The sequence below is a fragment of the Lentzea sp. HUAS12 genome (assembly GCF_024125735.1).
In the GTDB taxonomy this organism is placed as follows: Bacteria; Actinomycetota; Actinomycetes; order Mycobacteriales; family Pseudonocardiaceae; genus Lentzea; species Lentzea albida.
Map to the genome: position 1 here is coordinate 1,185,405 of NZ_CP099738.1, position 21,615 is coordinate 1,207,019.

Sequence of the window (21,615 nt, forward strand, 5' to 3'; positions counted from 1 at the left end):
TTCCCTTGAGCGGAGTTGTCGCGGCGGCGGTGCCGGATCTCCTGTCAGAGCACGACGGTTCTGCCGCCCAAGGTGACGACGAGTCTGCCGTCGGAGGCGAAGGACCAGCCCAGGGGCCCGGTGAAGCCGGAGCACCGCGAGCCGTTGGTGCCCGTCCAGAACTGGTTGGTGGAATCGGAGTTGCCGACGACCTTGTCGTTGCTCCCGCTGCCGCCGCGGCAGGAGGTGTTGGTGCGGAACACCGAAGTGCCCGCGTCGAAGGAGAAGTTGCGCTCGGCGTTGTCGACGCCGAGGTTGCTGGACACGGCCATGGAGCCGGGGTTGCGGTTGTAGGTGAAGCCGTGTTTGCCGTTGTCGTAGGCGATGGTGCGGGTGATGGTGTGGTCGACGCCGATGTCCTCGCCGCCGAGCTTGAACCCGTTGCGGTCCCCGTTGCCGGCCTGGCCACCGTTGCTGAGGGTGCCGTTCTCGTACGCGAGCGAGTCCTCGATGGTGACGGCACCGACGGGTCCGGTGTCCGACTTGGTGTAGAGGTCCCACCCGTCGTCGATGTTGTTGTGCGCCACGGAGTACCGGAACACGTTGCCCGGCCCGGACGTGAGCTTCGCGGCGAACCCGTCGGCATCCTCCCCGTCCGAGTCCGCGTTGTCGTGCGACTCGGCACTGAGGATCAGGTTGTACGACGGCCACTGGTCCTTCGGGGTGCTGGACAGCGCCCTGGACAGCTGCAGACCGGTGTCGCGGTTGAAGCGCGTGATCGTGCGCTCGAAGATGTTGTGGCTGCCGCCGACGAAGATGCCGTTGTCCCCGGCGCGTTCGACGACGACGCCCTGCACGTGCCAGTACGAGCCGTTGACGGCCAGGCCCCGGTTGGCCGGGTCCTCGGCCTGTGCGGCGAAGTTCAGCACCGGCCTTTCACCCTGGTGGGCCACCAGCTTCTTGCGCGCGGCAGCGGTCCCGTTGTTGGTGTCCGGGATCGTGACCGTCTGCGCGAAGCTGTAGGTGCCGCCACGCAGGAAGATGGTGCCGCCCGCAGCGACGCGGGGGAGAGCGGACGTCAACGTGGTCGGGTCGGAGATCGTGCCGGAAGCACCATCACGGCCGGACGGCGACACGTACAACGCGTTGACAGGCGGCGTGCCAGTCGTGGTCGTCGTAGTGGTGGTGGTCGTGGTCGTGCTGGTCGGCCCGCCATCGGCCGGTCCGAGCGTCCACTGCTTGGTGGCAGCGCTGTCACAGGAATTCGTCTGCACCAACGCCCCGGCCACCGCGGCGTTGTCCTTGACGTTCATGCACTTCCCGCCATTGGCGTTGACCAGGCGGTAGTCCGACCCGCTCGACGTCAGCGCCCAGACCTGGCTCGCCGCACCACTGCACGTCTCGAGTTGGACCGGCTTGCCCGCACCGGTGGACGCGTCGCGCACTCCGACGCACAAGCCTCCCGAGCTGATCCGCACCCCACCGCTCACATCGGTCAGCACCCACTCCTGACCGGCACACGCCTGCTGACGCAACTGCGTCCCGCTCGACGAACCAGCCCCCGCGTCGAGGCACAGTCCGCTGCCGGTGTTCTTCAGCACGTAGGTACGCGCGGCGTTCGCCGTCGCGGCCACACCGGGCCACGCGGCCAGCGCGGTGACGAGTGCGACAACGGCACCACCCGACACCATCCCGGCGCGCGCACGGCGCTGGCGCGCCGACTGTTCCGAAATACCCATGGGACTCCACTCCTCAAGCGCCGGAGAAAGGCTTTTCCGGTCGGCTGCGCGGCGGGTTCCCAGCGGATGTTATGGGTGTTCTTCAGAGGAGGTCAATGTCGGTATTTCGCGGTTCCAGTCGATTCTTGTCGTCGAACAGCATCGAATGTGGAGGTAACCGACAATCGAACTGATCAGCGCTGTGAACTGCAAGTTCACCGCCGGTCACACTCGTGAACGGGATCGTCTTTTCGCATGTTCACCACCGTGAACGCCGGCCGCTGAATTCGTCGAGATCAGCCAGGCATCGTGCCACGGGGGGCGCCCACGGTCTCGGAGTATGCGAAACCAGACGGCACCACGTGGGACGCGGCCCGGTTTCGCGGCTGATCGGTGTGAGCCGGTGAGTCGACCGGACAGCTTGGTGCGGGTGGTGACTGGCGGGCTTGAGGCCGATGATCTCGGTGTCGATGCCGCGTGAGACGAGCTTGCGGTGACGGCGTCGAGGGTGGCGACGCGGACCCGTCCGACCCCGTCGCCGACGCCGCCGCGGCCTGGCAGGAGGCCCTGGAGCTGTGCCGGGCAGAAGACCGGCACGACGAGTCCGAACGCCCGCATCGGCAACTCTTGAGAACACGCGGCTCTTCGAGCGTGTCCTGACCCTGTCGAGTGTCAGAACTCCGCGGACCACCCGGCAAGCTGATCACGACGGACCGCGTGTCCGGGAAGGAGAACGGCAGAGGAAGTCCGATGTGGACGGTCAAGCGGGTGGAACGTCCGTCTTCCGGTGTTCGCCGTGGCCTGAAGTGACTCTGAAGATCCTCGCACGGCCTGGTCGCGGGCCAGCGTCTCACGAACACTGTCCGTCATGGTGCAACTGGATGAACGCGCCGCGGTGAGGAGGCTGCACGACAGGCTCGGTGTGGGGCCGCGACCCGGCGATCTCGACCGCTCGTACGACGCCGCGCTCGACGCACTGCTGTCCGGCGGTGCCGCTGGTGTCGCCCCGCCGCAGCTCGCCAGCCCGCCCCGGCCGGCCAAGGGCGACGACCAGGCCAAGAAGGAGGCTGCGCGCCGACGAGCCGAAGACGAACAGGCGCTGGCGGTGTGGTGGCTCGACCGCCTGGTCAGCGCCGGAAGTCCCGCCGCCGAGCGCATGACGTGGTTCTGGCACGGTCACTTCGCGACGAGCGAGCAGAAGGTGCGGTCGCCCGCGCTGATGCTCGCGCAGAACGAGACGTTCCGGCGGCTCGGCCTCGGGCCGTTCGCGGACCTGGCCCAGGCCCTCGTCGTCGATCCGGCGATGCTCGTGTGGCTCGACGGCAACGACAACCGGGTCGGCGCGGCGAACGAGAACCTCGCCCGCGAGCTGATGGAGCTGTTCACGCTGGGGATCGGCAACTACGACGAGGTCGACGTCAGGGAGGCCGCGCGCTCGCTGACGGGGTGGACGGTGCGTGCGGACACGGGCAAGGCGGAGCTGGTGGCCAAACGCCGTGACGACGGCGCGAAGAGAGTCTTCGGCAAGACCGACCGGTACACGGCGCAGTCGCTGATGACGCTCATCCTGGACAGGCCGGAGAGCCCGGAGTTCGTCGTGGGCAGGGTGTGGTTCCGGCTCGTGTCCGCGCAGCCGCCGGCCCGTGACGTCCTCGATCGGCTGGTCTCCGCGTTCCGGCGCGACACGCGGTCGTTGCTGCGCGCTCTCGCCTCCGAGGCCGCGTTCCGCGATCCCGCGAACGTGCTGGTGAAGCAACCCGTCGACTGGGCCGTGGGGCTGATGCGCGCACTTGGCGTGAAACCGCTTGACCTGAACAAGAAGCAGGCCGACTTGCTGTTGCGTTCGTTGCGCGGCCTTGGGCAGGTCCCGTTCCGGCCGCCGAGCGTGGGTGGCTGGCCGGCGGGCGGCGCGTGGCTGACGACGGCCGCGTGGCCCTCCCGGCTCGACCTCGCGAAGCTCGTCGCCGAGCGCGCGGACCTCAAGTCCGCTCTCGGTGGCGCTGACGAGATCGAGGGCGTGCGGCGCCTGCTCGGCGTCGACTCCTGGTCCGACCGGTCGAAAGCCGCGCTGCAGAAGGTCGAGGGCAATCCGGTGCAGCTCGTCGTCGTGGCGGCGAGCGCCCCCGAGTACGTGGTGAGCAGGTGATCTCGTGAACACCCTGACCCGACGCCGTTTCCTCACGTTGTCCGGTGTCACCGCGGCCGGCGCCCTCGCGTTCGGCGCCACGCGGGTGAACTGGGACGACCTGATGAGCGCTGCGGCCGACAACCCGCTCGACCCCAACCAGGGTGTGCTGGTCGTCGTGACGCTCTACGGCGGGAACGACGGCCTCAACACCGTCGTTCCCGCCGAGGACCGCGCCTACCAGGACGCGCGCCCCGATCTGGCCTACCAGCCGGACGAGGTGCTCGGCCTGGGGGAGGGGCTCGGCCTGAACCCCGGCATGAACGGCCTCAAACAGCTCTGGGACGAGCGGGGCCTCGCCATCGTGCGCGGGGTGGGCTACGCCCAGCCCGACCACAGCCACTTCCGCTCGATGGCCATCTGGCAGACCGCCTCACCGCGGACGTCGGTGCCGTCCGGCTGGCTGGGACGCTGGCTCGACGAGACCGCGGGGGACGACCCGCTGCGCGCGTTGTCGGTGGAACCCCTGCTGCCACCGCTGCTCGCAGGCGAACGCACCGCGGCGGCGTCGTTCCCGCTCAACGGCCTGAAGTTGCCATCAGGCCCTCTGGGAGACGCGTTCTCCGCGCTGGGACGGACATCGGACGGCGAGGAACAGTGGCAGGCGCGTGTCGCCCGCTCCATCGCGGACGTCCGGCACACCGCCACGACCCTCACCGGCTCTCCCACGGGCGGGCAGATCCCGAGCGACGACCCGGACGAGCAGCGTGACAAGGGCTCCTCGGCCGGTGGAGGGGGCGCGCTCGGCGCTCAGCTCGACGTGGTCGCCCGTCTGATCGAGGCCGGGGCACCGTGCCGGGTCTACTCGGCTTCCCTGGGCGGGTTCGACACGCACTCCGACGAGCGCGCCACCCAGCAACGCCTCCTGTCCGAACTGGACGGTGCCCTGACGCCGTTCGTCCGCAGGGTGGGGAAACGGGCGACCGTGCTGGTCTACTCCGAGTTCGGCAGGCGGGTGCGCGCCAACGCGAGCGACGGGACCGACCACGGCACAGCGGGACCGGTCTTCCTGCTCGGTGCGAACGTCCAGGGCGGGTTCCACGGTGCGCAGCCGAGCCTGACCGACCTCGACGACGGCGACCTCAAGCAGACCACGGACTTCCGCGACGTGTACGCGACCGTGCTCGACCGCGTGCTCGGGACGGAGCCCGGCCGGGTGCTCGGGGACCACGCCGGTCAGGTCGACGGCCTGTTCACCTGACCGGTGCAGACCTCCCGGAACGCCTTGGGCGGGGTGGATCCACCGATGCGGCCGCGAGGACCACAAGAACCTCTCCGCCCCCGTCCTCAACGACCCCGCCGCGCTGGCGAACGTGGACATCATCGGCGCGCACCTCTGCGGCACCCAGCCGGCGGACCTCCCTCCCCGCCCTTCCGGCGGAAGGGCGCCGGCGAGGAGCTGTGGATGACGGAGGTCTACCACCCCAACAGCAGCGACTCCGCTGTTCTGTGGCCGCAGGCCCTCGACGTGGGCGAGCACATCCACCGGGCCTTGGTGGACGGCCGGTTCCAGACCTACGTGTGGTGGTACATCCGCCGCTCCCACTGCCCCATGCGCGAGGACGGGCAGATCAGCAAGCGCGGGGCCGACATGGCGCACTTCGCGAAGTGGGTCCGCCCCGGCTACTCGCGGATGACCGCGACCGGGAACCCGCAGTCGAACGCCTGCATCTCGGCGTTCAAGAGCGGGTCCGGGATCGTCATCGTGGCCATCAACGAGAACACGTCGCCGGTGGACCCCGTGTTCACCATCCGCGACACCGGTTCCGCGACGGCCTCGACCTGGCTGACGAGCGCGAGCGCGAACCTCGACCTCTACAACGACTTCGCGATCTCCGGCGGGACGTTCAACGCTCAGCTGACACCACGTGCGGTCGTGCCGCGGCTCACCCCGACCGCGTACCGTCCCCGCCGGGCCGCGGTCGAACTGGCCAGGGTGTTCAAAGCCGTCGCCTCGGGCGAGGCCGCCTCCGCGGTGATCCTCGTCGCCGAGGAGGTCCTCGACGTCATGCAGCGGGTGAACGTGCCGCGCGGCAGGGCTGGGTCGACGCCCGCGGGGGCCTGCCCGGCCCCCGAACCGCGGCCGTAGCGCTTCCGGACCTCACGCAGCTCGACGGCGAGTCCGGGATCGCCCGTCTCACGCCGCTCACCCTTGCGCAACCTCATGTGCCGTCCCTTCGCGGTCTCCCCGACGACGTGTGAACTGTGCGGTGGAGGTTGTGCGCCCGGCGCCATACGGGGGAGCCGAGTCGCGGTCGATACCGGGGTAGGCGGTGGGTGACGGATCGGCAGGGCCGTCGTCGAGGGCATCAAGGCGGCAGGCGACCGCCGTGGGCGGTGACGTCGCCGACGGGACTGCCACGACCGCCGCGTTCAACGCGGTCGAGGAATCCTTCGGCGGTGTCGACGTCGTGGTGCCCACCGCCGGGTGGTGCGGCTCAAGCCGATCGTCGACCTCGACCTGCCCGAACTGGACGCCGCGCAGCGTCCGGGTCAACGCCGTCGTGGGCTCACACGGCTCCGAGCTGAACGGGAACTGCGGGTTCCAGACCGTCGCGGAAGGCACCGTCGCGCTCGCCACCCGGGGACCGGAAGCCGGTACGGGCAGGTTCGTCTCCCGTGACGGGGAGACGTCGTGGTCCTGACCAGCGGGAGCCCGAACCGTCAGCGGCTGGCCCATGTGAGCGATAACACTGACGACCGCTACTGGTCCTTTCAAAGCTAAAGTGAACGCTCACATTTAGCATTGACTGTGCGTGGTGACGTGGCTACACCTGTACGAGCAGCGTTGCCGAGTGGCTGGAGCACCCATGTCCTCATCGTTGAGTCGGCGCAGGCTTCTGCAGGCAGCGGGGGTGGCCGCGCTGGCGACCACCGCGCCGGTGCTGACGCCGAGTCCGGCGCAGGCCGCCGCGGTGCCACCGGTCCGCGGCGACGCGGGCGTGTCGGCCTTCGCGTTCGACCTGTCCGAGGTCCGGCTGACTCCGGGCCGGTGGATGGACAACCAGAACAGGACGCTGTCGTACCTGAAGTTCGTCGACGTCGACCGGCTGCTCTACAACTTCCGCGCCAACCACCGCCTGTCCACCGGCGGTGCCGCGCCGCTGGGCGGGTGGGAGGCACCGGACTTCCCGTTCCGCACGCACAGCCAAGGGCACTTCCTCACCGCGTGGGCGCAGGCGTGGGCAGTGCTGGGCGACACGACGTGCCGCGACCGGGCGAACCAGATGGTCGCCGAACTGGCCAAGTGCCAGGCGAACAACGCGGCCGCCGGGTTCACCGCCGGTTATCTGGCGGGCTTCCCGGAGTCGGACTTCGACGCACTGGAGGCCGGCTCGCCCAAGGCCGTGTCGTACTACTCGCTGCACAAGACGCTGGCGGGGTTGCTGGACGCCTGGCGCCTCACAGGCAACACCCAGGCGCGGGACGTGCTGCTGCGCCTCGCCGGCTGGGTCGACTGGCGCACCGCCCGGTTGTCCCGCAGTCAGATGCAGGGCGTCCTGGGAACCGAGTTCGGCGGCATGAACGCGGTGCTCGCCGACCTGTACCAGCAGACGGGCGACTCCCGCTGGCTGACGACGGCCCAGCGGTTCGACCACGCGGCCGTGTTCGACCCGCTGGCGTCCAACCAGGACCGGCTGAACGGCCTGCACGCCAACACGCAGGTGCCGAAGTGGATCGGCGCGGCGCGCGAGTACAAGGCGACAGGCACCACCCGCTACCGCGACATCGCCCTCAACGCCTGGAACATCACCGTCGGCGCGCACACCTACGTCATCGGCGGCAACAGCCAGGCCGAGCACTTCCGCGCCCCCAACGCCATCGCCGGATATCTGAGCACCGACGCGTGCGAGGCGTGCAACACCTACAACATGCTCGACCTGACCCGCGAGCTGTGGCTGACCGACCCAGGCAGGGCCGCCTACTTCGACTACTACGAGCGCGCCCTGGTCAACCACCTCATCGGCCAGCAGAACCCGGCGGACGCCCACGGTCACATCTGCTACTTCACCGGCCTCAACCCCGGCCACCGGCGCGGCAACACCGGTCCCGCGTGGGGCGGCGGCAACTGGAGCACGGACTACACCACGTTCTGGTGCTGCCAGGGCACCGCGCTGGAGACCAACACCAAACTCGCCGACTCGATCTACTTCCACAACGGCACCACGCTCACCGTGAACCTGTACGCACCATCAGTGCTGACGTGGTCGGCTCGCGGCATCACCGTCACCCAGAGCACGACCTACCCGGCGAGCGACACCACGACGTTCACCATCACCGGCACAGCGGGCGACTCGTGGACGATGAGGTTTCGCATCCCCGCCTGGACCTCCGGCGCCACCATCAGCGTCAACGGCGCCGCGCAGAACGTGATCACCACACCGGGCACCTACGCCGCGCTGACGAGGTCGTGGACGTCCGGCGACGTGGTGACCCTGCGACTGCCGATGCGCGTGATCGCCCAGCCCGCCAACGACAACAGCAACGTCGTCGCGCTGACCTGCGGCCCGGCCGTGCTGGCGGGCAACTACGGCAACACGGCCCTGTCGTCGCTGCCCTCGCTGGACATCGCCTCGGTCACCCGCACCAGCACGTCGTCGCTGGCGTTCACCGCGACGGCGAACGGGACGCGGGTGAACCTCGGCCCGTTCCACGACGCGCACGGCTTCAACTACACCGTCTACTGGAACGCCGGCGGTGGAGGTGTGACCAGCTACCGCCTGGTCAACGCCGCAACCGGCATGGTGCTGGGTGTCCAGAACATGTCCACTTCGGACGGTGGGCTGGCCGTGCAGTGGCACGACAGCGGCACCGCCGACCACAACTGGCAGCTGATCACCGACGGGTCCGACGTGCGGCTGCGCAACGTCCACAGCGGCAAGGTGCTGGGCGTCGAGAACATGTCGACCGCCGACAACGCCCGCGTCCTGCAGTGGAGCGACACCGGCACCGCTGACCACCGGTGGACGCTGATCGCCAACGGCGACGGCACCCACAAGGTCCGCAACGCCCACAGCGGCAAGCTGCTGGGCGTTCTCAACGGGTCCACCAGCGCGGGCGCGCAGATCGTGCAGGACTCGGACAACGGCAGCGCGGACAACCGGTGGCGGCTCGTCGCCAACTGAGAGCGGTTCTCCTCCGCCCGGGGTCTGGGAGTTCCCCGTGAATCCGCCGCCGTGACCGCGTCGCGGACCGGGGCCCCGGCCTGGCCGCCCACCACGCGGCCGGCGTGTTCGACCGCTTCTACCGCGCCGACCACTCACGCACGCGGGGAGCGGCGCCAACGCGGGCCTCGGGCCGGCGATCGCCCGCGCCCTGTCCCGCGCCCACGGCGGCGACGTCTCGCTCGACACGGCCTTGGGTGAGGGCGCCTGCTTTCGCCTCACCCTGCCGCTCCTCGACCGGAGTTGATCCAGCGGGTTTTCGTGTCCGCTCAGCTGGTGGAGCAGGCCGTGTTGTTGAGGACGAACGAGGAAGGCGCTGCCGCGTTACCGGTGTGGGTGGCCTGGAACCCGATGTCGACGGATCTGCCGGGTGGGATCGTGCCGTTGTAGCCGGCGTTGCGCGCGGTGACCTGTCCGGTCGACGGTGCGTAGGTGGCGTTCCAGCCGGAGGTGATGGTCTGCCCGCTCGCCAGGGTGAAGGCGAGTGACCACCCGTTGATCGCGGCGGTGCCGTTGTTGGTGATGGCGAGACTTGCGGTCAGGCCGTTGTTCCAGGCGTTGACGGTCGGCTTCACGCTGCACGTACCCGGTACCGGTGGGTCCGGATCGGGGGTGCCGGTGATGCCGAAGAACTCGAGGGCTGCGGCGGCCATGCCGGACGACGGCAGGCTGTGCCCGGCACCCTGGATGCTGTAGGCCTCGACCTTGTCGCCGTAGCGACTGCGGTTCCACCCGGCTCGCGGGGTGTCGGTGGAGGTCGGTGTCTGGCTGAGACCGAACACGTCGGTCCACTGCTCGATCTCCTCCTGAAGCAAGGAGTACGGCACGAGCGTGTCCGCCGTACCGTGCCACAGCTGCATCCGCGGACGGGTGCCGGTGTAGCCGGGGTAGGCCTGCCGGACGAGGTCGCCCCACTGCCGCGGGGTGCGGTTCGCGCCGCCGTTGCCCGTGCACCTGCTGGCGCCGGGCGGGTAGTCGGCGGCGTTGGCGAAGCACCCGAAGGGCACGCCCATGAACGCCGCGCCGGCCTTGAAGACGTCCGGGTAGAGGGCGAGCATCTCGTTGGTCATCATGCCGCCGGAGGACGACCCGGTGGCGAAGACGCGGCCGGGGTCACCGCCGTAGCGCTGCTGGGCGTAGGTCACCATCGAGACGATCGACACCGGATCGCTGCCACCGCCGCGCCGCTTGGCGGCGTCGGACCAGGTGTCGAAGCACTTGCCGAACCCCGCTTCCTGTTGCGCGCTCGGGTAGATGACGATGAAGCCGTACCTGTCGGCGAGAGAGGCGAACTCGCTGCCGGAGTAGAAGCCGGGTCCGGAACCGCCACAGCCGTGCATGGCCACCACTGTCGCCGGACTGGCCGGGCGGCTGTCCGGCACGTAGACGTGCATGCGCATGCCGCCGGGGTTGTCGCCGAAGGCGGTCACCTCCACGAGGGACGCGGCGGAAGCCTGTGGTGCCACCAGGATCCCGGCGAAGGTGAGCAGCGTGCCGACGAGGGCCGTGAAAGTGGATCTGCGCGCGGTCAAAGCCGACCTCCGGTCAGGGATTCCGGAACCGAGAGGCAAAAGGTATTCAGATCCGCGACGGTCGTCAAATTTTTGCCGAACAAGAATGGTGAGGCATTCGACGAACACCTCTGGTGAGATGGGCGAACTTCCGCGACCCGCGTCGAACCTGTTGTGGACGACGTCCGGGGGTGGATCTTCGACGCCGGTGGCGACGTGGCCACCGGGGCCGTCTCGAGTTGCCGGCCGCCGAGGGCGGGGCACCGGCCTCGTCCACGAACGCAGCGTGACGGCGTTGTGCGCCTTCCGGTGCTCCTCGGTCATCGCGTCCCACTGCTCGGCGTCGCCGTGGATGAGGATCCTGTACTTCGCCACGTCGTCAACCCTTCGGTGCGGGCACCTCCTCCGGCGGCCTCCACCCCACGACGGACCAGGTGGGCGGCAGATCGACAGCGGTGCGGAATCCGCCTGCCGCCGTCGTCGAACACGTGACCGGACAGCGCCCGCCGGAGCCCTGACATCAAGCTGCAGACACGCCTGCAGCTTGATGTCCGCCGAGGCGCTGTCCGGGCCGCGGAACGCGTGCCAGATTCGTGGCATGCCTGAGAACGAGCAACGGTTCGACCGCATCGGAAAGCTCGACATCGTCGTCCAGAACGTCGCGTCGTTTCGCATCGATCCGGCGTCGTTGGCTCGGCCCGACCGGTCGCTGGTCCTGATCTGCAGTCCTGTCAAGGAAAAGGCGTTGCGCCAGCGCGGACGGGCGGACGTCTTCGACCAGGTCGTCGTGACGTCGGACTTCACCCCCGACGGTCTTGCCCGCACCGTCGGCGCGCTCATCGAGGAGCACGCGGGGGAGACCCGGCTGCTGTGCCACGACGAATACGTGCTGGGCGCGGTCGCGGCCGTGCGGGAGAAGCTCGGCATCAGCGGCGACCGGCCGGTGAACGTGGGACCGTTCACCGACAAGCTCGCCATGAAGGCCGCGCTGCCGGGCATCCGGGTGCCGCGCCACCTGGCGTGGGACGCCGAGGCCCACGCCGAGGACCCGGACTCCTACGTGGCGCGGGTGCTCGACACCGTCGGTCTTCCCGCGTTCGTCAAGCCTGTCAACGAGTCCGGTGCCGTTGGTGCCGCACGCATCGACACGGTCGGCGAGCTGAGGGCCTGGGCGGCGAGTGCGGGACCGTGGGAGTTCGAGGTCGACGAGTTCGTCGAGGGAACCCTCTACCACGTCGATTCCGCCGTGCGGGACGGCGAGGTCGTGCACGTGCACGTCAACCAGGACCTGCACCCCTGCCACGAATACGCCTACGGCAAGGTGAACGGCTCGTTCACCTTGCCCGACGACGACCCGGTCGTGCCGGTTCTCAAGGCGTTCAACGAGAAGGTGCTCGCGACCCTCGAGAACAAGCCCCGCGACGGGGTGTTCCACCACGAGATCTTCCTGAACGCCGCCGGTGAGCCGATCTTCCTGGAGATCGCCGCCCGCGCACCCGCCGCGCTGATCCCGATGACCGGCCGCATCCGCTGGGGCGTCGACATCGAGCAGGCGCTGTTCACCCTGCAGCGCGGAGAACCCTTCACCACGCCCGAGAACCACCGCGGCCCGTTCGCCGCCTACGTGTACTTCCCGAAGAAGGCCGGCACCGTCGCCGCCCTGACCCGGCCGGAGATCGCTTCCGACCACCGCTGGACCTGGAACCTCGCACCCGGCGACACCCTCGCCGACGCCACCGACATCCGCGACTTCGCCGCGTCGGTGCTGCTGTGGAACGACGACTACGCGGCGTTGCGCCGCGACCTCGACCTCCTCGACGCCGCAACGGTGTTCGAGCTCGTCTGATCCCGCTTCCCACACGAACGGCCGGGCATTCCGCCCGTCCGTCGCCCCACCCTGGAGGAAAACGGTGAAGTTCATCGACTACGGCTTCGTGTTCACCCGCGAGGAGTCCGAGGCACTGGGCAAGGTGCTGCTGGACGTCGAGTCGCACCCGTACACCGACTACGACAAGTTCATGCACGAGCTCTCGCAGCTGCGGGACGACCGCAAGGTGCCGACGCGGTTCGTCGACTTCTGCGAGACCTCGATGCTGCGCGACTTCGCCAAGGAGCCGTTCGTGGTCATCGGCAACGCGCCCATCGACCCGGAGCTGCCGCGCTTCGGCACCGAGAACCCGGTGCACGACAAGTACCAGCTCAAGAAGACCTGGGTCGCCGAGGGCTTCCTCGGCATGTACGCGCTGCTGACCGGCACCGAGATGATCGGGCACCTCAGCGTCAACGACGGCGACTTCTTCCACGACATCTACCCGAAGGAGTCGATGTTCGACACGCAGTCGCAGAAGACGCTCAAGACCCTGAAGTTCCACCGCGACTTCACCAACCACTTCGTGTGCCCGGACTTCGTGAACACGCTGACCCTGCGCGACACCCCGGAGAACGAGGTCTACTCCACGTTCACGGTGACCCGGCACGCGGTGGAGGAGCTGTCGGACCGCGACGTCGAGGTCCTCAGCCAGGAGCGCTTCTACACGCCGTTCGACGACGTCTCCACGACGTCGATGGAGCTCGGCCGCGCCAAGGACCACCCGGTGCTGATCGAGGGTCAGGGCGCCAAGGTGTTCGAGGGCCGCACGGAGGGGCTCGACGAGGAGGCCCAGGGCGCGCTCGACCGGTTCCTCGCCGCACTGCACAAGCGCAAGCAGGTTCGCATCTCCAGGCCCGGCGACTCGGTGACGTTCTCCAACCACCACGTCATCCACGGCCGCGAGGTGCACGAGATCCGCGACATCGAGTCGCTCAAGCAGCGCTGGCTGCTCAAGACGCACAACGTCTACAGCCTGCAGGCGTTCGAGGGCTTCTTCCTGCCCGAGCGCTTCGGCGTCGTGAACGGCTGAGCGCGGTCATGATCGTGGTCACCGGGGCGGGCCGCGGCATCGGCGCCGCGGTCGCCCGGCGGGCTGCCGCCGCCGGGAGGCCCGTCTGCGTCAACTACCGCGCCAGCAAGGACGCGGCCGAGGCCCTCGTACGGGAGATCGCGGACGTGGGCGGCACGGCCATCGCGGTGCGCGCGGACGTCGCGGTCGAGGAGGACGTGCACGCCCTGTTCGACACCGCCACCGCCGCGCTCGGCCCGGTGACCGCGCTGGTCAACAACGCCGGCACCACCGGGGGACTCACCCGGATCCTCGATCTCGACCTCGGTCAGGCCGACGAGGCGTACCGGACCGTCGTGCGCAGCACCCTGCTGTGCACGCGGGAGGCGGCGCGGCGGATGGCGCGCAGCCGTGGCGGTGATGGCGGTGTCGTGGTCAACGTGTCGTCCACCGGAGCCCGCACCGGCGGCGGTGGCGAGTGGGTCCACTACGCGGCGATGAAGGCCGCGGTCAACACCTTCACCTGGGGCGCGGCGCAGGAACTGGCCGGCGAGGGCATCCGCGTCAACGCCGTCGCCCCCGGCCTGGTGCAGACCGATCTGCACGAGGACAACGGCGTTCCCGACCGGCCGGCGCGGCTGCGCGCCTCGGTTCCGCTCGGGCGGATCGGCGAGCCGGACGAGGTGGCGGAAGCGGTGTGGTTCCTGCTCTCGCCCGCGTCCTCCTACACCACCGGAGCCGTGCTCGAAGTCGGCGGAGGCCGGTGAACCTCCTTCCCCACCACGTCTGAGGAGTCCGAGATGGACAGTTCGACCCTGCTGGAACCGCACACCGTAGTGGGCCTGCCGACCGCACCGCACGTGATCACCCGAGGTGAGGGTGTGCGCGTGTGGGACACCGAGGGCAAGGAGTACGTCGACGGCGTCGCCGGTCTGTGGTGCGTCACGCTCGGCTACAGCGAGCCGCGCCTGGTGGAGGCCGCCGCGAAGCAGCTGGAGAGGCTGCCGTTCTACGGTTCGTTCAACCACCGCACCGCCGACGTCACCGTCGCGCTCGCCGACGACCTGGCCGCGCTGTCCCCGATCCCGATGGGACGGGTGTTCTTCGGCAACTCCGGGTCCGACGCGAACGACAGCGCGATCAAGTTCGCCTGGTTCTACCACTGCGCCAAGGGCCGTTCGCACCGCAAGAAGATCCTGTCGCACCACCGCGGCTACCACGGAGCGACCACCGCGGCGGGTTCCGCGACGGGGCTGGCCCACATCCACAACGGGTTCGGCATCCCGCTGCCCGGGTTCCTCCGGATGCACACGCCGGACGTGCTGTCCACGCAGGCCAACGGCCTGACGGACGAGGAGTTCGTGGACTGGCTGATCGACGAGCTGGAGCTGCTGATCAGCCAGGAGGGCCCGGACACGATCGCCGCGTTCATCGCGGAGCCGATCATGGGTGCCGGTGGCCTGGTCATCCCGCCGGACGGCTACTACGCCCGCGTCGAGGAAGTGCTGAAGCGGCACGACATCCTGTTCATCGCCGACGAGGTCATCACCGGTTTCGGCCGCACCGGCTCGATGTTCGGCACGACCGAGTTCGGGCTGCGGCCGGACATGATCACAGTCGCGAAGGGACTGTCGTCGGCCTACCTGCCGATCTCGGCGGTGCTGGTGTCCGGCGAGGTCTGCGACGTGCTCGCGAAGGGCTCGCAGGAGATCCGGTCGTTCGGGCACGGCTTCACCTACTCCGGGCATCCGGTCGCGGCCGCCGTGGCCCGCGAGACGCTCGCGATCGTGCAGGAGCGCGACATCCCCGGCCGGGTCCGCGCCGCCGCGCCCGTGCTCACCAACGCGCTGGACAAGTTCCTCGGCGCCCCGCTGGTCCGCGACGTCCGCACCTACGGTCTGCTCGGCGGCGTCGAGTTCGACGCGGCGGCGTGCGGGATGAGGCCGGGCGACCCCGGCAAGGAGCTCGTCACGGCCGCGGCCGAGCACGGTGTGCTGCTGCGGTTCGCGGGCGACACCGTGGTCTTCGCGCCTCCGCTGGTCAGCACCGACGCCGACCTGGAGGAGATGGTCGACCGCTTCGCGGCCGCCTACCGCTCGTTCCTGTCCACGCACGGCGTCACGGCCTGATCCGGGGGAGCGTCGACATGGCGATCGGCATTCTCAGCACCGGTTCGTTCCTGCCCCGCAGGGTCGTGACCAACAAGGAACTCGAGTCCGTCGTGGACACCACCGACGCGTGGATCGTGTCCCGCACGGGCATCCGCGAGCGGCGGCGGGCGGAGGACGGTGCCGCGAGCTCCGACCTCGGCACGATCGCGGGGATGCGCGCGCTGCACTCCGGCGGGCTGAGCCAGCTCCAGATCGACGGCCTGGTCGTGGCCACCTCGTCACCGGACCACATCCAGCCCGCCACGGCGTGCGTGCTGCAGGCCAAGCTCGGCATGGGCGCGGTCACCGCGTTCGACGTCTCCGCGGTCTGCACCGGGTTCGTCTACGGTCTCACCGCCGCCGTCGGCATGATGCGCGGTTTCCCCCAGCAGTACCGCCGCATGCTGGTGGTCGGGGCCGAGGCGTACAGCCGCATCCTCGACCCCACCGACCGCACCACCAGCGTGTTCTTCGGTGACGGTGCCGGGGCCGTGGTGCTCGGCGAGGTGCCCGAAGGCTACGGGGTGCTCTCCGCACACCTGATGGCCGACGGCACGCAGGCCGAGGTGGTCGGCGTGCCCGCTGGCGGCAGCGCCGAGCCGGCGTCGCACGCGACCGTCTCCGCGCGGCGGCACTACTTCCACATGAACGGCCCGAAGGTGTGGGAGTTCGCGACCACCCAGCTGCCCGCGGCCATCAAGGAAGCACTGCTGCAGGCCGACCTCGGCGTCGAGGACGTCGACCTGATGATCACCCACCAGGCCAACGCGCGGCTGATCGAGGCCGTGGGCGCCGCCGTCGGCATCTCGCAGGACAAGGTCGCGCTGACGGTGGAGCGCTACGGCAACACCGCCGCGGCCTCGGTCCCGATCACCCTCGACGAGGCGGTCGCCGCCGGGCGGGTCAAGCGCGGCGACGTCGTCGTCCTCGCCTCCGTCGGCGGTGGCATGACCGCGGGCGCCGTCGTCCTGCGCTGGTACTGAACCACCCCTTTTCCTAGCCGGCAGAAAGGCCTTCCCGATGTCCATCGCACTCATCCAGCCGCCGACACTGCCGCTGGACGAGCAGTTCGCCGAACTCTCGCGGCTGATCGTCGCGCCCAGGGCCGAACGCGCCTACGAGGCGGAGGCGTTCGACCGGATGTCGTGGCGGCAGCTCGCCGACCACGGCCTGTTCAAGATCGGCGTGCCGCACGAGCTGGGCGGCAGCGGCGGCACGTGGCGCGACCTCGCGGTGGCGGTGGCGGGCGTGGCCAAGGGCAGCGACGACCTCGGCTTCACGTTGTCGCTGATCGCGCACGTCGGGCTGGTGCGCGCCCTCGTGCTGCACGGCGACGAGTGGGCGCACAAGCACTTCCTGCCGCCGCTGCTGCGGGGCGCGGTCGGTGCCACGGCGCTGACCGAGACCCGCGGCGGGTCGGACGTGGCGCGCACCAGCACGGCCGCGCGCCGCACCGACGACGGCTGGCGGCTCAACGGGGCCAAGAACCACATCACCAACGCCCCCGTGGCAGACCGCGGTCTCGTCCTCGGCCGGGTGCCCGAGCTCGGCAAACGGGACATCACGCTGTTCCTGGTCAACTTCCGCGCGCCCGGTGTCCGCCGCGGCATCCCGGAGGAGCTGCTCGGCCTGCGCACCAGCCCGACCGGGCCGCTGCAGTTCGACGAGGTGTTCCTGCCCGAGCAGGCCGTGCTCGGCGCTCCCGGCGACGGCCTGCAGACCCTCTACGACGTCATCAGCTTCGACCGCGCGCTGTACGGCCTGGTCGCGGCCGCCTACCTCGAGCCGCGACTCGACAGCGTGCTGGACTTCTGCGAGCGGCGCGAGGCGTTCGGCTCCGCGATCATCGACCACCAGTACGTGCAGGGCCGCGTGACCGACATCCGCGTGACCATCGAGGTGGCCCGCGCGGTGTCGCTCGCCGCGATCGACTCGCTGGTCGACCGCGACCCCGAGGCGTCGCTGCGCTGCTCGGTGGCGAAGCTCGTGGGCTCGGAGGGCCTGGTCGAGGCCGCGACGAACCTGATGCGGCTGCGTGGCCACGTCGGTTACATGCGCGGCGAGAGCACTCGCGACGTGCAGGACGCGCTCGGCACGCTGATCGCCGGCGGCACCTCCGAGATGCAGCGCAAGAACATCATGAACCAGATCAACGCCCTGCGCGGTGTGCGATGAGCGACCGGTTCGCGGTGGGCGCCACGGCGGTGCGCGAGCACGTCGTGCGCGCCGAGGACTGCGCCACCCACTGGGAGAACGACCTCCCGGTGCTCGCCACACCGGTGCTGCTGTGGCTGGCCGAGGTCACCTGCATGAAGGTGATCGGAGACGCGCTGGAGCCCTCCGAGATGACCGTGGGCTTCAAGCACGACAACGCGCAGCACGTCGCCGCCACCCCCGAGGGCTGGACCGTGACCGTGACCGCGGAAGTGACCGAAGTGGACGGACGCATGCTGACGTTCGCCGTGCGGGCGCACGACGGTGTGGAGGTCGTGTACCGCGGAACACACGTCCGCGCGGTGATCGACCGGGAGAAGTTCCTGCGCCGCTTCGAGGAGAAGGTGGCTCGATCATGACCACCACCGCACCGGCCGCCGCCCCCGCGGCGGCCGGGCCCTCCCGGTTGCCCCGGTCGTTCCAGTGGCTGTGGGCGAGCGCGGGCAGCGCGACCTTCGCCGACGGCGTCTACCAGGTGGCGCTGCCGATCGCGGCGCTGCAGCTCGGCGGCGGGCCGGCCGCCGTGGCCACCGTCTACACGGCGGCGCGGCTGCCGTGGGCGCTGACGGCGTTGCACGCGGGAGTGCTCGTCGACCGGTTCGACCGGCGAAAGATCATGATCATCGCGAACGTGGTGCGCACGCTGATGTTGTTGTGCGGCGCGGCGGTCGTCGTCTTCGGCGGTGGTGTGCTCGCGCTGGCCGCCATCGCGTTCGTGCTGGGTGTCGCGGAGACCGCGGGCGACACGGCGATGCACAGCATCACTCCTCGTGTGGTGGGCAAGGACCAGCTGGAACGCGCGAACAGCCGCATGCAGGCCACCGAGCTCGTGACGCGGTTCCTGGTCGGGCCCGCGGTCGGCGGCCTGGTCGCGGGCATCGCGCTCGGGTTCTCGTTCGGCGCGGTCGCCCTGCTCTACACGGCGGCGGCGGTCTCCGCGGTCAAACTGGTGACCCGCGACGAACCTTCCACCGCACCGGCGAAGTTCTCGGTGCGCGAAGGGCTCGCGTTCCTGTTCACCCGGCGCAGGCTCGCGGTGTACGCGCTCGGCGTCGGCCTGGTCAACGCCGGGTACGCGGCGTTCCAGACCGCCCTGCCGATCGTGGCGCTGGGGGACGGGCCGCTCGGGCTCACCGCCGCGCAGTACGGCCTGCTGATCGGCGCGTCCGGCATCAGCGGCCTGGTGCTGGGACTCTGCGCGCCCGCGCTGGTCCGGTGGCTGGGCAACCGCGGCACGTTGCTGGTGGGTCAGGGCGTGCTGGCGGTGGGCATCGCCACCGCGGGTCTCACGCTGAGCCTGCCGCTGGTCGTCCTCGGCATCGCCGGCACCGGGTTCCTGGTGCTGGGCAGCGTGATCACCGTGTCGTACCGCCAGCGCGCGGTGCCGGACCACCTGCTGGGCAGGGTGACCGCCGCGTACCGGCTGCTGGCGTTCGGCGGGTTGCCGCTGGGCTCCGCGCTCGCCGGTGGCCTCGGGGCGATCTCCTCGCCCCGCGTCGTGCTGATCGCCGCCGGAGCCCTCGTCCTCGTCGCCGGGCTCGGGATGGCCGCGGTGACACCCGCCCACGAGGAGGAGTCATGACTACCGCACCGGAACGCGTCCTCGGCGGCGCGACGCACAACCTCGCCGCACTGCCCGATCCGGCTCTGAGCCGGATCGACGCCACCGACCACCTGTACGCCTCCCGGCGGTGGCTCGCGGTCGAGGAGCAGGTGGCCGACGTGCCACCGCTGTACGTGTTCGCGCCCGGCGGCGGGTTCGCGGCGGCGTACCACTTCGACGAGCGCAGCAACCCGTGGCCGATCGCCCGCCTCGACCTGTTCCTGGAGGCCCTGGAACGGCCTGCCGCCGACGTGCTGCCGTGCTACCTGCTCGGGGGCAGGCGGCCGGGGCACAGCCGGTTCCTGGTGGACGCCGGGCCCGGCCGGGCGGGAGAGCTCACCTCCCTCGTGGGGGCGGCGGCGCAGGCGGCCGCGGACCTCGGTGCCGCGACGGTCGCGGCGCTCTACTGCGACGACTCCGACACCGAACTCGCCGCTGCTTTCCAAGCGCACGGCGGGATTCGCGTGCCCTCGCACGCCACCTACCGCCTCGACCTGCCGGGTGAGTCCTTCGAGGACTGGCTGGCCTCTTTGCCGCGCAAGCAGCGGTACAAGGAGCTCGCCGACGTGCGCAAGCTCGACGAGGCCGGCGTCACCTACGACGTGCGTCCGCTCAGCGAGGCCGACGTCGACTGGATCGTGCCGCTGGAACTGGGGCTGTACCACAAGTACGGCAACGACTACCGGTCCTCCGAGGCCGCGAACCTGCACCGCGCCTACCTCTCGTGCCTCGGCGAGGACGCGTTCCTGGTGGAGGCACGGCGGGACGGTGACCGCGTCGGGTTCGCGTCCGTCGTCCGCCACGGCTCCACGGCCTTCGTGCGGCAGGCCGGGTTCGACGACGAGGCGACCGCGGGCGCGCCGGTCTACTTCGGCGCGGTGTTCCACGCGGTGATCCGGTGGGCCGCCGGGGCCGGCGTCCGCTCGCTCGACCTCTCGATCTCGTCCGGCCAGGTCAAGCAGCGCCGGGGCGCGGCGGAACTCGCGCGCTCGGCGTGGGTCGTGCCGCTCACGACCGCGGCCCGCCGGACGCTGGGCTGACGATGACCACCCTGCTCGCGCCACCCGCCCGGTTCGCCGCGCTGGTCACCGCCGTGTCGGTGTCGGCGTTCGGGAACTTCCTCAACCTCGTCGCGCTGTCCCTGTTCACCTACGCGGTGACGGGCAGCGCGTGGGGGCTCGGCCTGGTGATGGCCGCGCGGCTGACGGCGGGGTTCGCGGGCGGGCTGGTCGCGCCGTCGCTGGTGCGGCTGCTCGGGTTGCGGCGCCTCATGGTGTCGAGCGACCTCGCTCAGGCACTGGTGATGTGCGCGCTGGCCGCGCTGGGTTCCTCGGCGGGGCTGCCCGGTCTCGTGGTGACGGCGCTGGTGCTCGGCGCCGGCAACTCCGTCTCGAACGTGTGCGTGCGGGCCAGCGTCCCGGACCTGGTGCCGGAGGGGGAGAACGCCCGCTCGAACGGCAGGCTGGTGACCTGGCGGGCGCTGGCGGTGATCGCCGGGTACGCGTCGGCGAGCACGATCATCGCGTTCGGCGGTTTCGGCCTGGCCTTCACCGTCAACGCCGCGTCCTTCGCCTTCTCCGCGTTCGTCGTGTCCCGGTTGCGGTGGAACGAGTCCCTGCCACCGGTGCGGCGTGCTTCCGGGCCCTCGGTGTCGTTGCTGCGCGCGGTCGGACCCGCGATCACGGTGCTCGTGGCGGTGCGGGCGGCCGACGCGTTCGGGTCCGCCTCGCACAACCTCTCGCTTCCGGTGCACGCCTCCGCGGTCGCGGGTGCGGACGCCGCCGTGTTCATGAGCGGCTTCTGGGCCTCGTGGGCGGTCGGCGCGTTCACCGCGCGGTTCGTCGCGCCTCGCTTCGCCCACAGCACCACCGCGTTCGTCGTCGGCACCTGCGTGATGTCGGCGTCGTTCGTGCTCGCGTTCACCGGCCCGCCGTGGCCGGTGCTGATCCTCGTGATGGTGTGCGCCGGTTTCTCCGACGGGCTCACCGAGATCGTCTACACGTCCCGGCTGCAGGAGGTCCACGGCGACCTCCGGGTGCGGTTGTTCGGCCTGTCCTCGACGGCCGAGACGGCCGGTTTCGCGTCCGGGACCCTCGTCGCCTCCGCGTTGCTGCCCACGCTCCCCGTCCTCGGAGTCGTCGCCGGGTTCCACACCGTCGCCGTCGTCTGCGCGCTCGCGCTGGCACTGGTGTCCCGCCGGCTCACCTGACC

Annotated in this window: 18 protein-coding genes and 1 pseudogene; 17 read left to right on the forward strand and 2 right to left on the reverse strand. The window is 70.3% G+C overall.

Features of this window, described 5'->3' with window-relative positions:
- Positions 1–44 precede the first annotated feature (44 nt).
- Complete coding sequence (locus ND450_RS05505; protein ID WP_253325070.1) at positions 45–1,718, reverse strand: RICIN domain-containing protein; 1,674 nt, start codon at positions 1,716–1,718, stop codon at positions 45–47.
- Between the two features lie 456 nt (positions 1,719–2,174).
- Between ND450_RS05505 and ND450_RS05510 the strand changes: the two genes are divergently transcribed.
- The 7 genes and pseudogenes from ND450_RS05510 (at position 2,175) to ND450_RS45975 (ending at position 9,294) form a co-directional block, all read left to right on the forward strand.
- Positions 2,175–2,357, forward strand: a complete 183-nt coding sequence (locus ND450_RS05510; RefSeq protein WP_253325071.1) for a hypothetical protein — start codon at positions 2,175–2,177, stop codon at positions 2,355–2,357.
- 208 nt (positions 2,358–2,565) lie between these two features.
- The gene (locus ND450_RS05515; protein ID WP_253325072.1) at positions 2,566–3,843 is read left to right on the forward strand and encodes a DUF1800 family protein; all 1,278 of its coding nucleotides are present in this window, start codon (positions 2,566–2,568) and stop codon (positions 3,841–3,843) included.
- A 4-nt stretch (positions 3,844–3,847) separates the two neighbouring features.
- Positions 3,848–5,083, forward strand: a complete 1,236-nt coding sequence (locus tag ND450_RS05520) for a DUF1501 domain-containing protein (RefSeq protein ID WP_253325073.1) — start codon at positions 3,848–3,850, stop codon at positions 5,081–5,083.
- Between the two features lie 681 nt (positions 5,084–5,764).
- A pseudogene (locus ND450_RS05525) lies at positions 5,765–5,899 on the forward strand (diiron oxygenase); the annotation flags it as partial.
- Positions 5,900–6,212: 313 nt separating this feature from the next.
- The gene (locus tag ND450_RS05530; protein ID WP_253325074.1) at positions 6,213–6,527 is read left to right on the forward strand and encodes a hypothetical protein; all 315 of its coding nucleotides are present in this window, start codon (positions 6,213–6,215) and stop codon (positions 6,525–6,527) included.
- A gap of 165 nt (positions 6,528–6,692) precedes the next feature.
- Positions 6,693–9,008 carry a beta-L-arabinofuranosidase domain-containing protein gene (locus ND450_RS05535; protein ID WP_253325075.1) on the forward strand — a complete coding sequence of 772 codons (2,316 nt, stop codon included), beginning with the start codon at positions 6,693–6,695 and terminating at the stop codon, positions 9,006–9,008.
- 190 nt (positions 9,009–9,198) lie between these two features.
- Positions 9,199–9,294, forward strand: a complete 96-nt coding sequence (locus ND450_RS45975) for a hypothetical protein (RefSeq protein ID WP_371927753.1) — start codon at positions 9,199–9,201, stop codon at positions 9,292–9,294.
- Positions 9,295–9,316: 22 nt separating this feature from the next.
- Here ND450_RS45975 and ND450_RS05540 read toward each other — a convergent pair whose 3' ends face one another.
- Positions 9,317–10,579: a PHB depolymerase family esterase gene (locus tag ND450_RS05540; protein ID WP_253325076.1), complete on the reverse strand. Its 1,263-nt coding sequence runs from the start codon at positions 10,577–10,579 to the stop codon at positions 9,317–9,319.
- Between the two features lie 577 nt (positions 10,580–11,156).
- Between ND450_RS05540 and ND450_RS05545 the strand changes: the two genes are divergently transcribed.
- The 10 genes from ND450_RS05545 to ND450_RS05590 all read left to right on the forward strand — a co-directional run bounded on the left by ND450_RS05545 (position 11,157) and on the right by ND450_RS05590 (position 21,613).
- Positions 11,157–12,404: an acetyl-CoA carboxylase biotin carboxylase subunit family protein gene (locus tag ND450_RS05545; protein WP_253325077.1), complete on the forward strand. Its 1,248-nt coding sequence runs from the start codon at positions 11,157–11,159 to the stop codon at positions 12,402–12,404.
- Between the two features lie 64 nt (positions 12,405–12,468).
- Positions 12,469–13,458: a hypothetical protein gene (locus tag ND450_RS05550; protein ID WP_253325078.1), complete on the forward strand. Its 990-nt coding sequence runs from the start codon at positions 12,469–12,471 to the stop codon at positions 13,456–13,458.
- Between the two features lie 8 nt (positions 13,459–13,466).
- A complete protein-coding gene (locus ND450_RS05555; RefSeq protein ID WP_089925197.1) occupies positions 13,467–14,204 on the forward strand; it encodes an SDR family oxidoreductase in 738 nt (245 codons plus the stop codon).
- A 33-nt stretch (positions 14,205–14,237) separates the two neighbouring features.
- On the forward strand, positions 14,238–15,566 hold the full coding sequence (locus ND450_RS05560) for an aminotransferase (protein ID WP_253325079.1): 1,329 nt from the start codon (positions 14,238–14,240) through the stop codon (positions 15,564–15,566).
- Between the two features lie 17 nt (positions 15,567–15,583).
- Positions 15,584–16,570, forward strand: coding sequence for a 3-oxoacyl-ACP synthase III family protein (locus ND450_RS05565; protein WP_253325080.1), 987 nt, complete (start codon positions 15,584–15,586; stop codon positions 16,568–16,570).
- Between the two features lie 37 nt (positions 16,571–16,607).
- Complete coding sequence (locus ND450_RS05570) at positions 16,608–17,762, forward strand: acyl-CoA dehydrogenase family protein (RefSeq protein ID WP_253325081.1); 1,155 nt, start codon at positions 16,608–16,610, stop codon at positions 17,760–17,762.
- Positions 17,759–18,160, forward strand: coding sequence for a thioesterase family protein (locus tag ND450_RS05575; RefSeq protein ID WP_253325082.1), 402 nt, complete (start codon positions 17,759–17,761; stop codon positions 18,158–18,160). The genes ND450_RS05570 and ND450_RS05575 overlap by 4 nt, the downstream gene beginning before the upstream one ends.
- A complete protein-coding gene (locus ND450_RS05580) occupies positions 18,157–19,383 on the forward strand; it encodes an MFS transporter (RefSeq protein ID WP_253325083.1) in 1,227 nt (408 codons plus the stop codon). Before ND450_RS05575 ends, ND450_RS05580 begins: the two co-directional genes overlap by 4 nt.
- A complete protein-coding gene (locus ND450_RS05585) occupies positions 19,380–20,444 on the forward strand; it encodes a GNAT family N-acetyltransferase (protein WP_253325084.1) in 1,065 nt (354 codons plus the stop codon). The genes ND450_RS05580 and ND450_RS05585 overlap by 4 nt, the downstream gene beginning before the upstream one ends.
- Positions 20,445–20,446: 2 nt before the next feature.
- Complete coding sequence (locus ND450_RS05590) at positions 20,447–21,613, forward strand: MFS transporter (protein WP_253325085.1); 1,167 nt, start codon at positions 20,447–20,449, stop codon at positions 21,611–21,613.
- Positions 21,614–21,615: the final 2 nt, after the last annotated feature.

What these genes read in the sequence shown, in the direction of transcription:
- ND450_RS05505 (WP_253325070.1), bottom strand. Translation starts at nt 1,718, where the DNA reads ATGGGTATTTCGGAACAGTCGGCGCGCCAGCGCCGTGCGCGCGCCGGG.
- ND450_RS05515 (WP_253325072.1), top strand. Translation starts at nt 2,566, where the DNA reads ATGGTGCAACTGGATGAACGCGCCGCGGTGAGGAGGCTGCACGACAGG.
- ND450_RS05535 (WP_253325075.1), top strand. Translation starts at nt 6,693, where the DNA reads ATGTCCTCATCGTTGAGTCGGCGCAGGCTTCTGCAGGCAGCGGGGGTG.
- ND450_RS05545 (WP_253325077.1), top strand. Translation starts at nt 11,157, where the DNA reads ATGCCTGAGAACGAGCAACGGTTCGACCGCATCGGAAAGCTCGACATC.
- ND450_RS05555 (WP_089925197.1), top strand. Translation starts at nt 13,467, where the DNA reads ATGATCGTGGTCACCGGGGCGGGCCGCGGCATCGGCGCCGCGGTCGCC.
- ND450_RS05560 (WP_253325079.1), top strand. Translation starts at nt 14,238, where the DNA reads ATGGACAGTTCGACCCTGCTGGAACCGCACACCGTAGTGGGCCTGCCG.
- ND450_RS05565 (WP_253325080.1), top strand. Translation starts at nt 15,584, where the DNA reads ATGGCGATCGGCATTCTCAGCACCGGTTCGTTCCTGCCCCGCAGGGTC.
- ND450_RS05570 (WP_253325081.1), top strand. Translation starts at nt 16,608, where the DNA reads ATGTCCATCGCACTCATCCAGCCGCCGACACTGCCGCTGGACGAGCAG.
- ND450_RS05575 (WP_253325082.1), top strand. Translation starts at nt 17,759, where the DNA reads ATGAGCGACCGGTTCGCGGTGGGCGCCACGGCGGTGCGCGAGCACGTC.
- ND450_RS05580 (WP_253325083.1), top strand. Translation starts at nt 18,157, where the DNA reads ATGACCACCACCGCACCGGCCGCCGCCCCCGCGGCGGCCGGGCCCTCC.
- ND450_RS05585 (WP_253325084.1), top strand. Translation starts at nt 19,380, where the DNA reads ATGACTACCGCACCGGAACGCGTCCTCGGCGGCGCGACGCACAACCTC.
- ND450_RS05590 (WP_253325085.1), top strand. Translation starts at nt 20,447, where the DNA reads ATGACCACCCTGCTCGCGCCACCCGCCCGGTTCGCCGCGCTGGTCACC.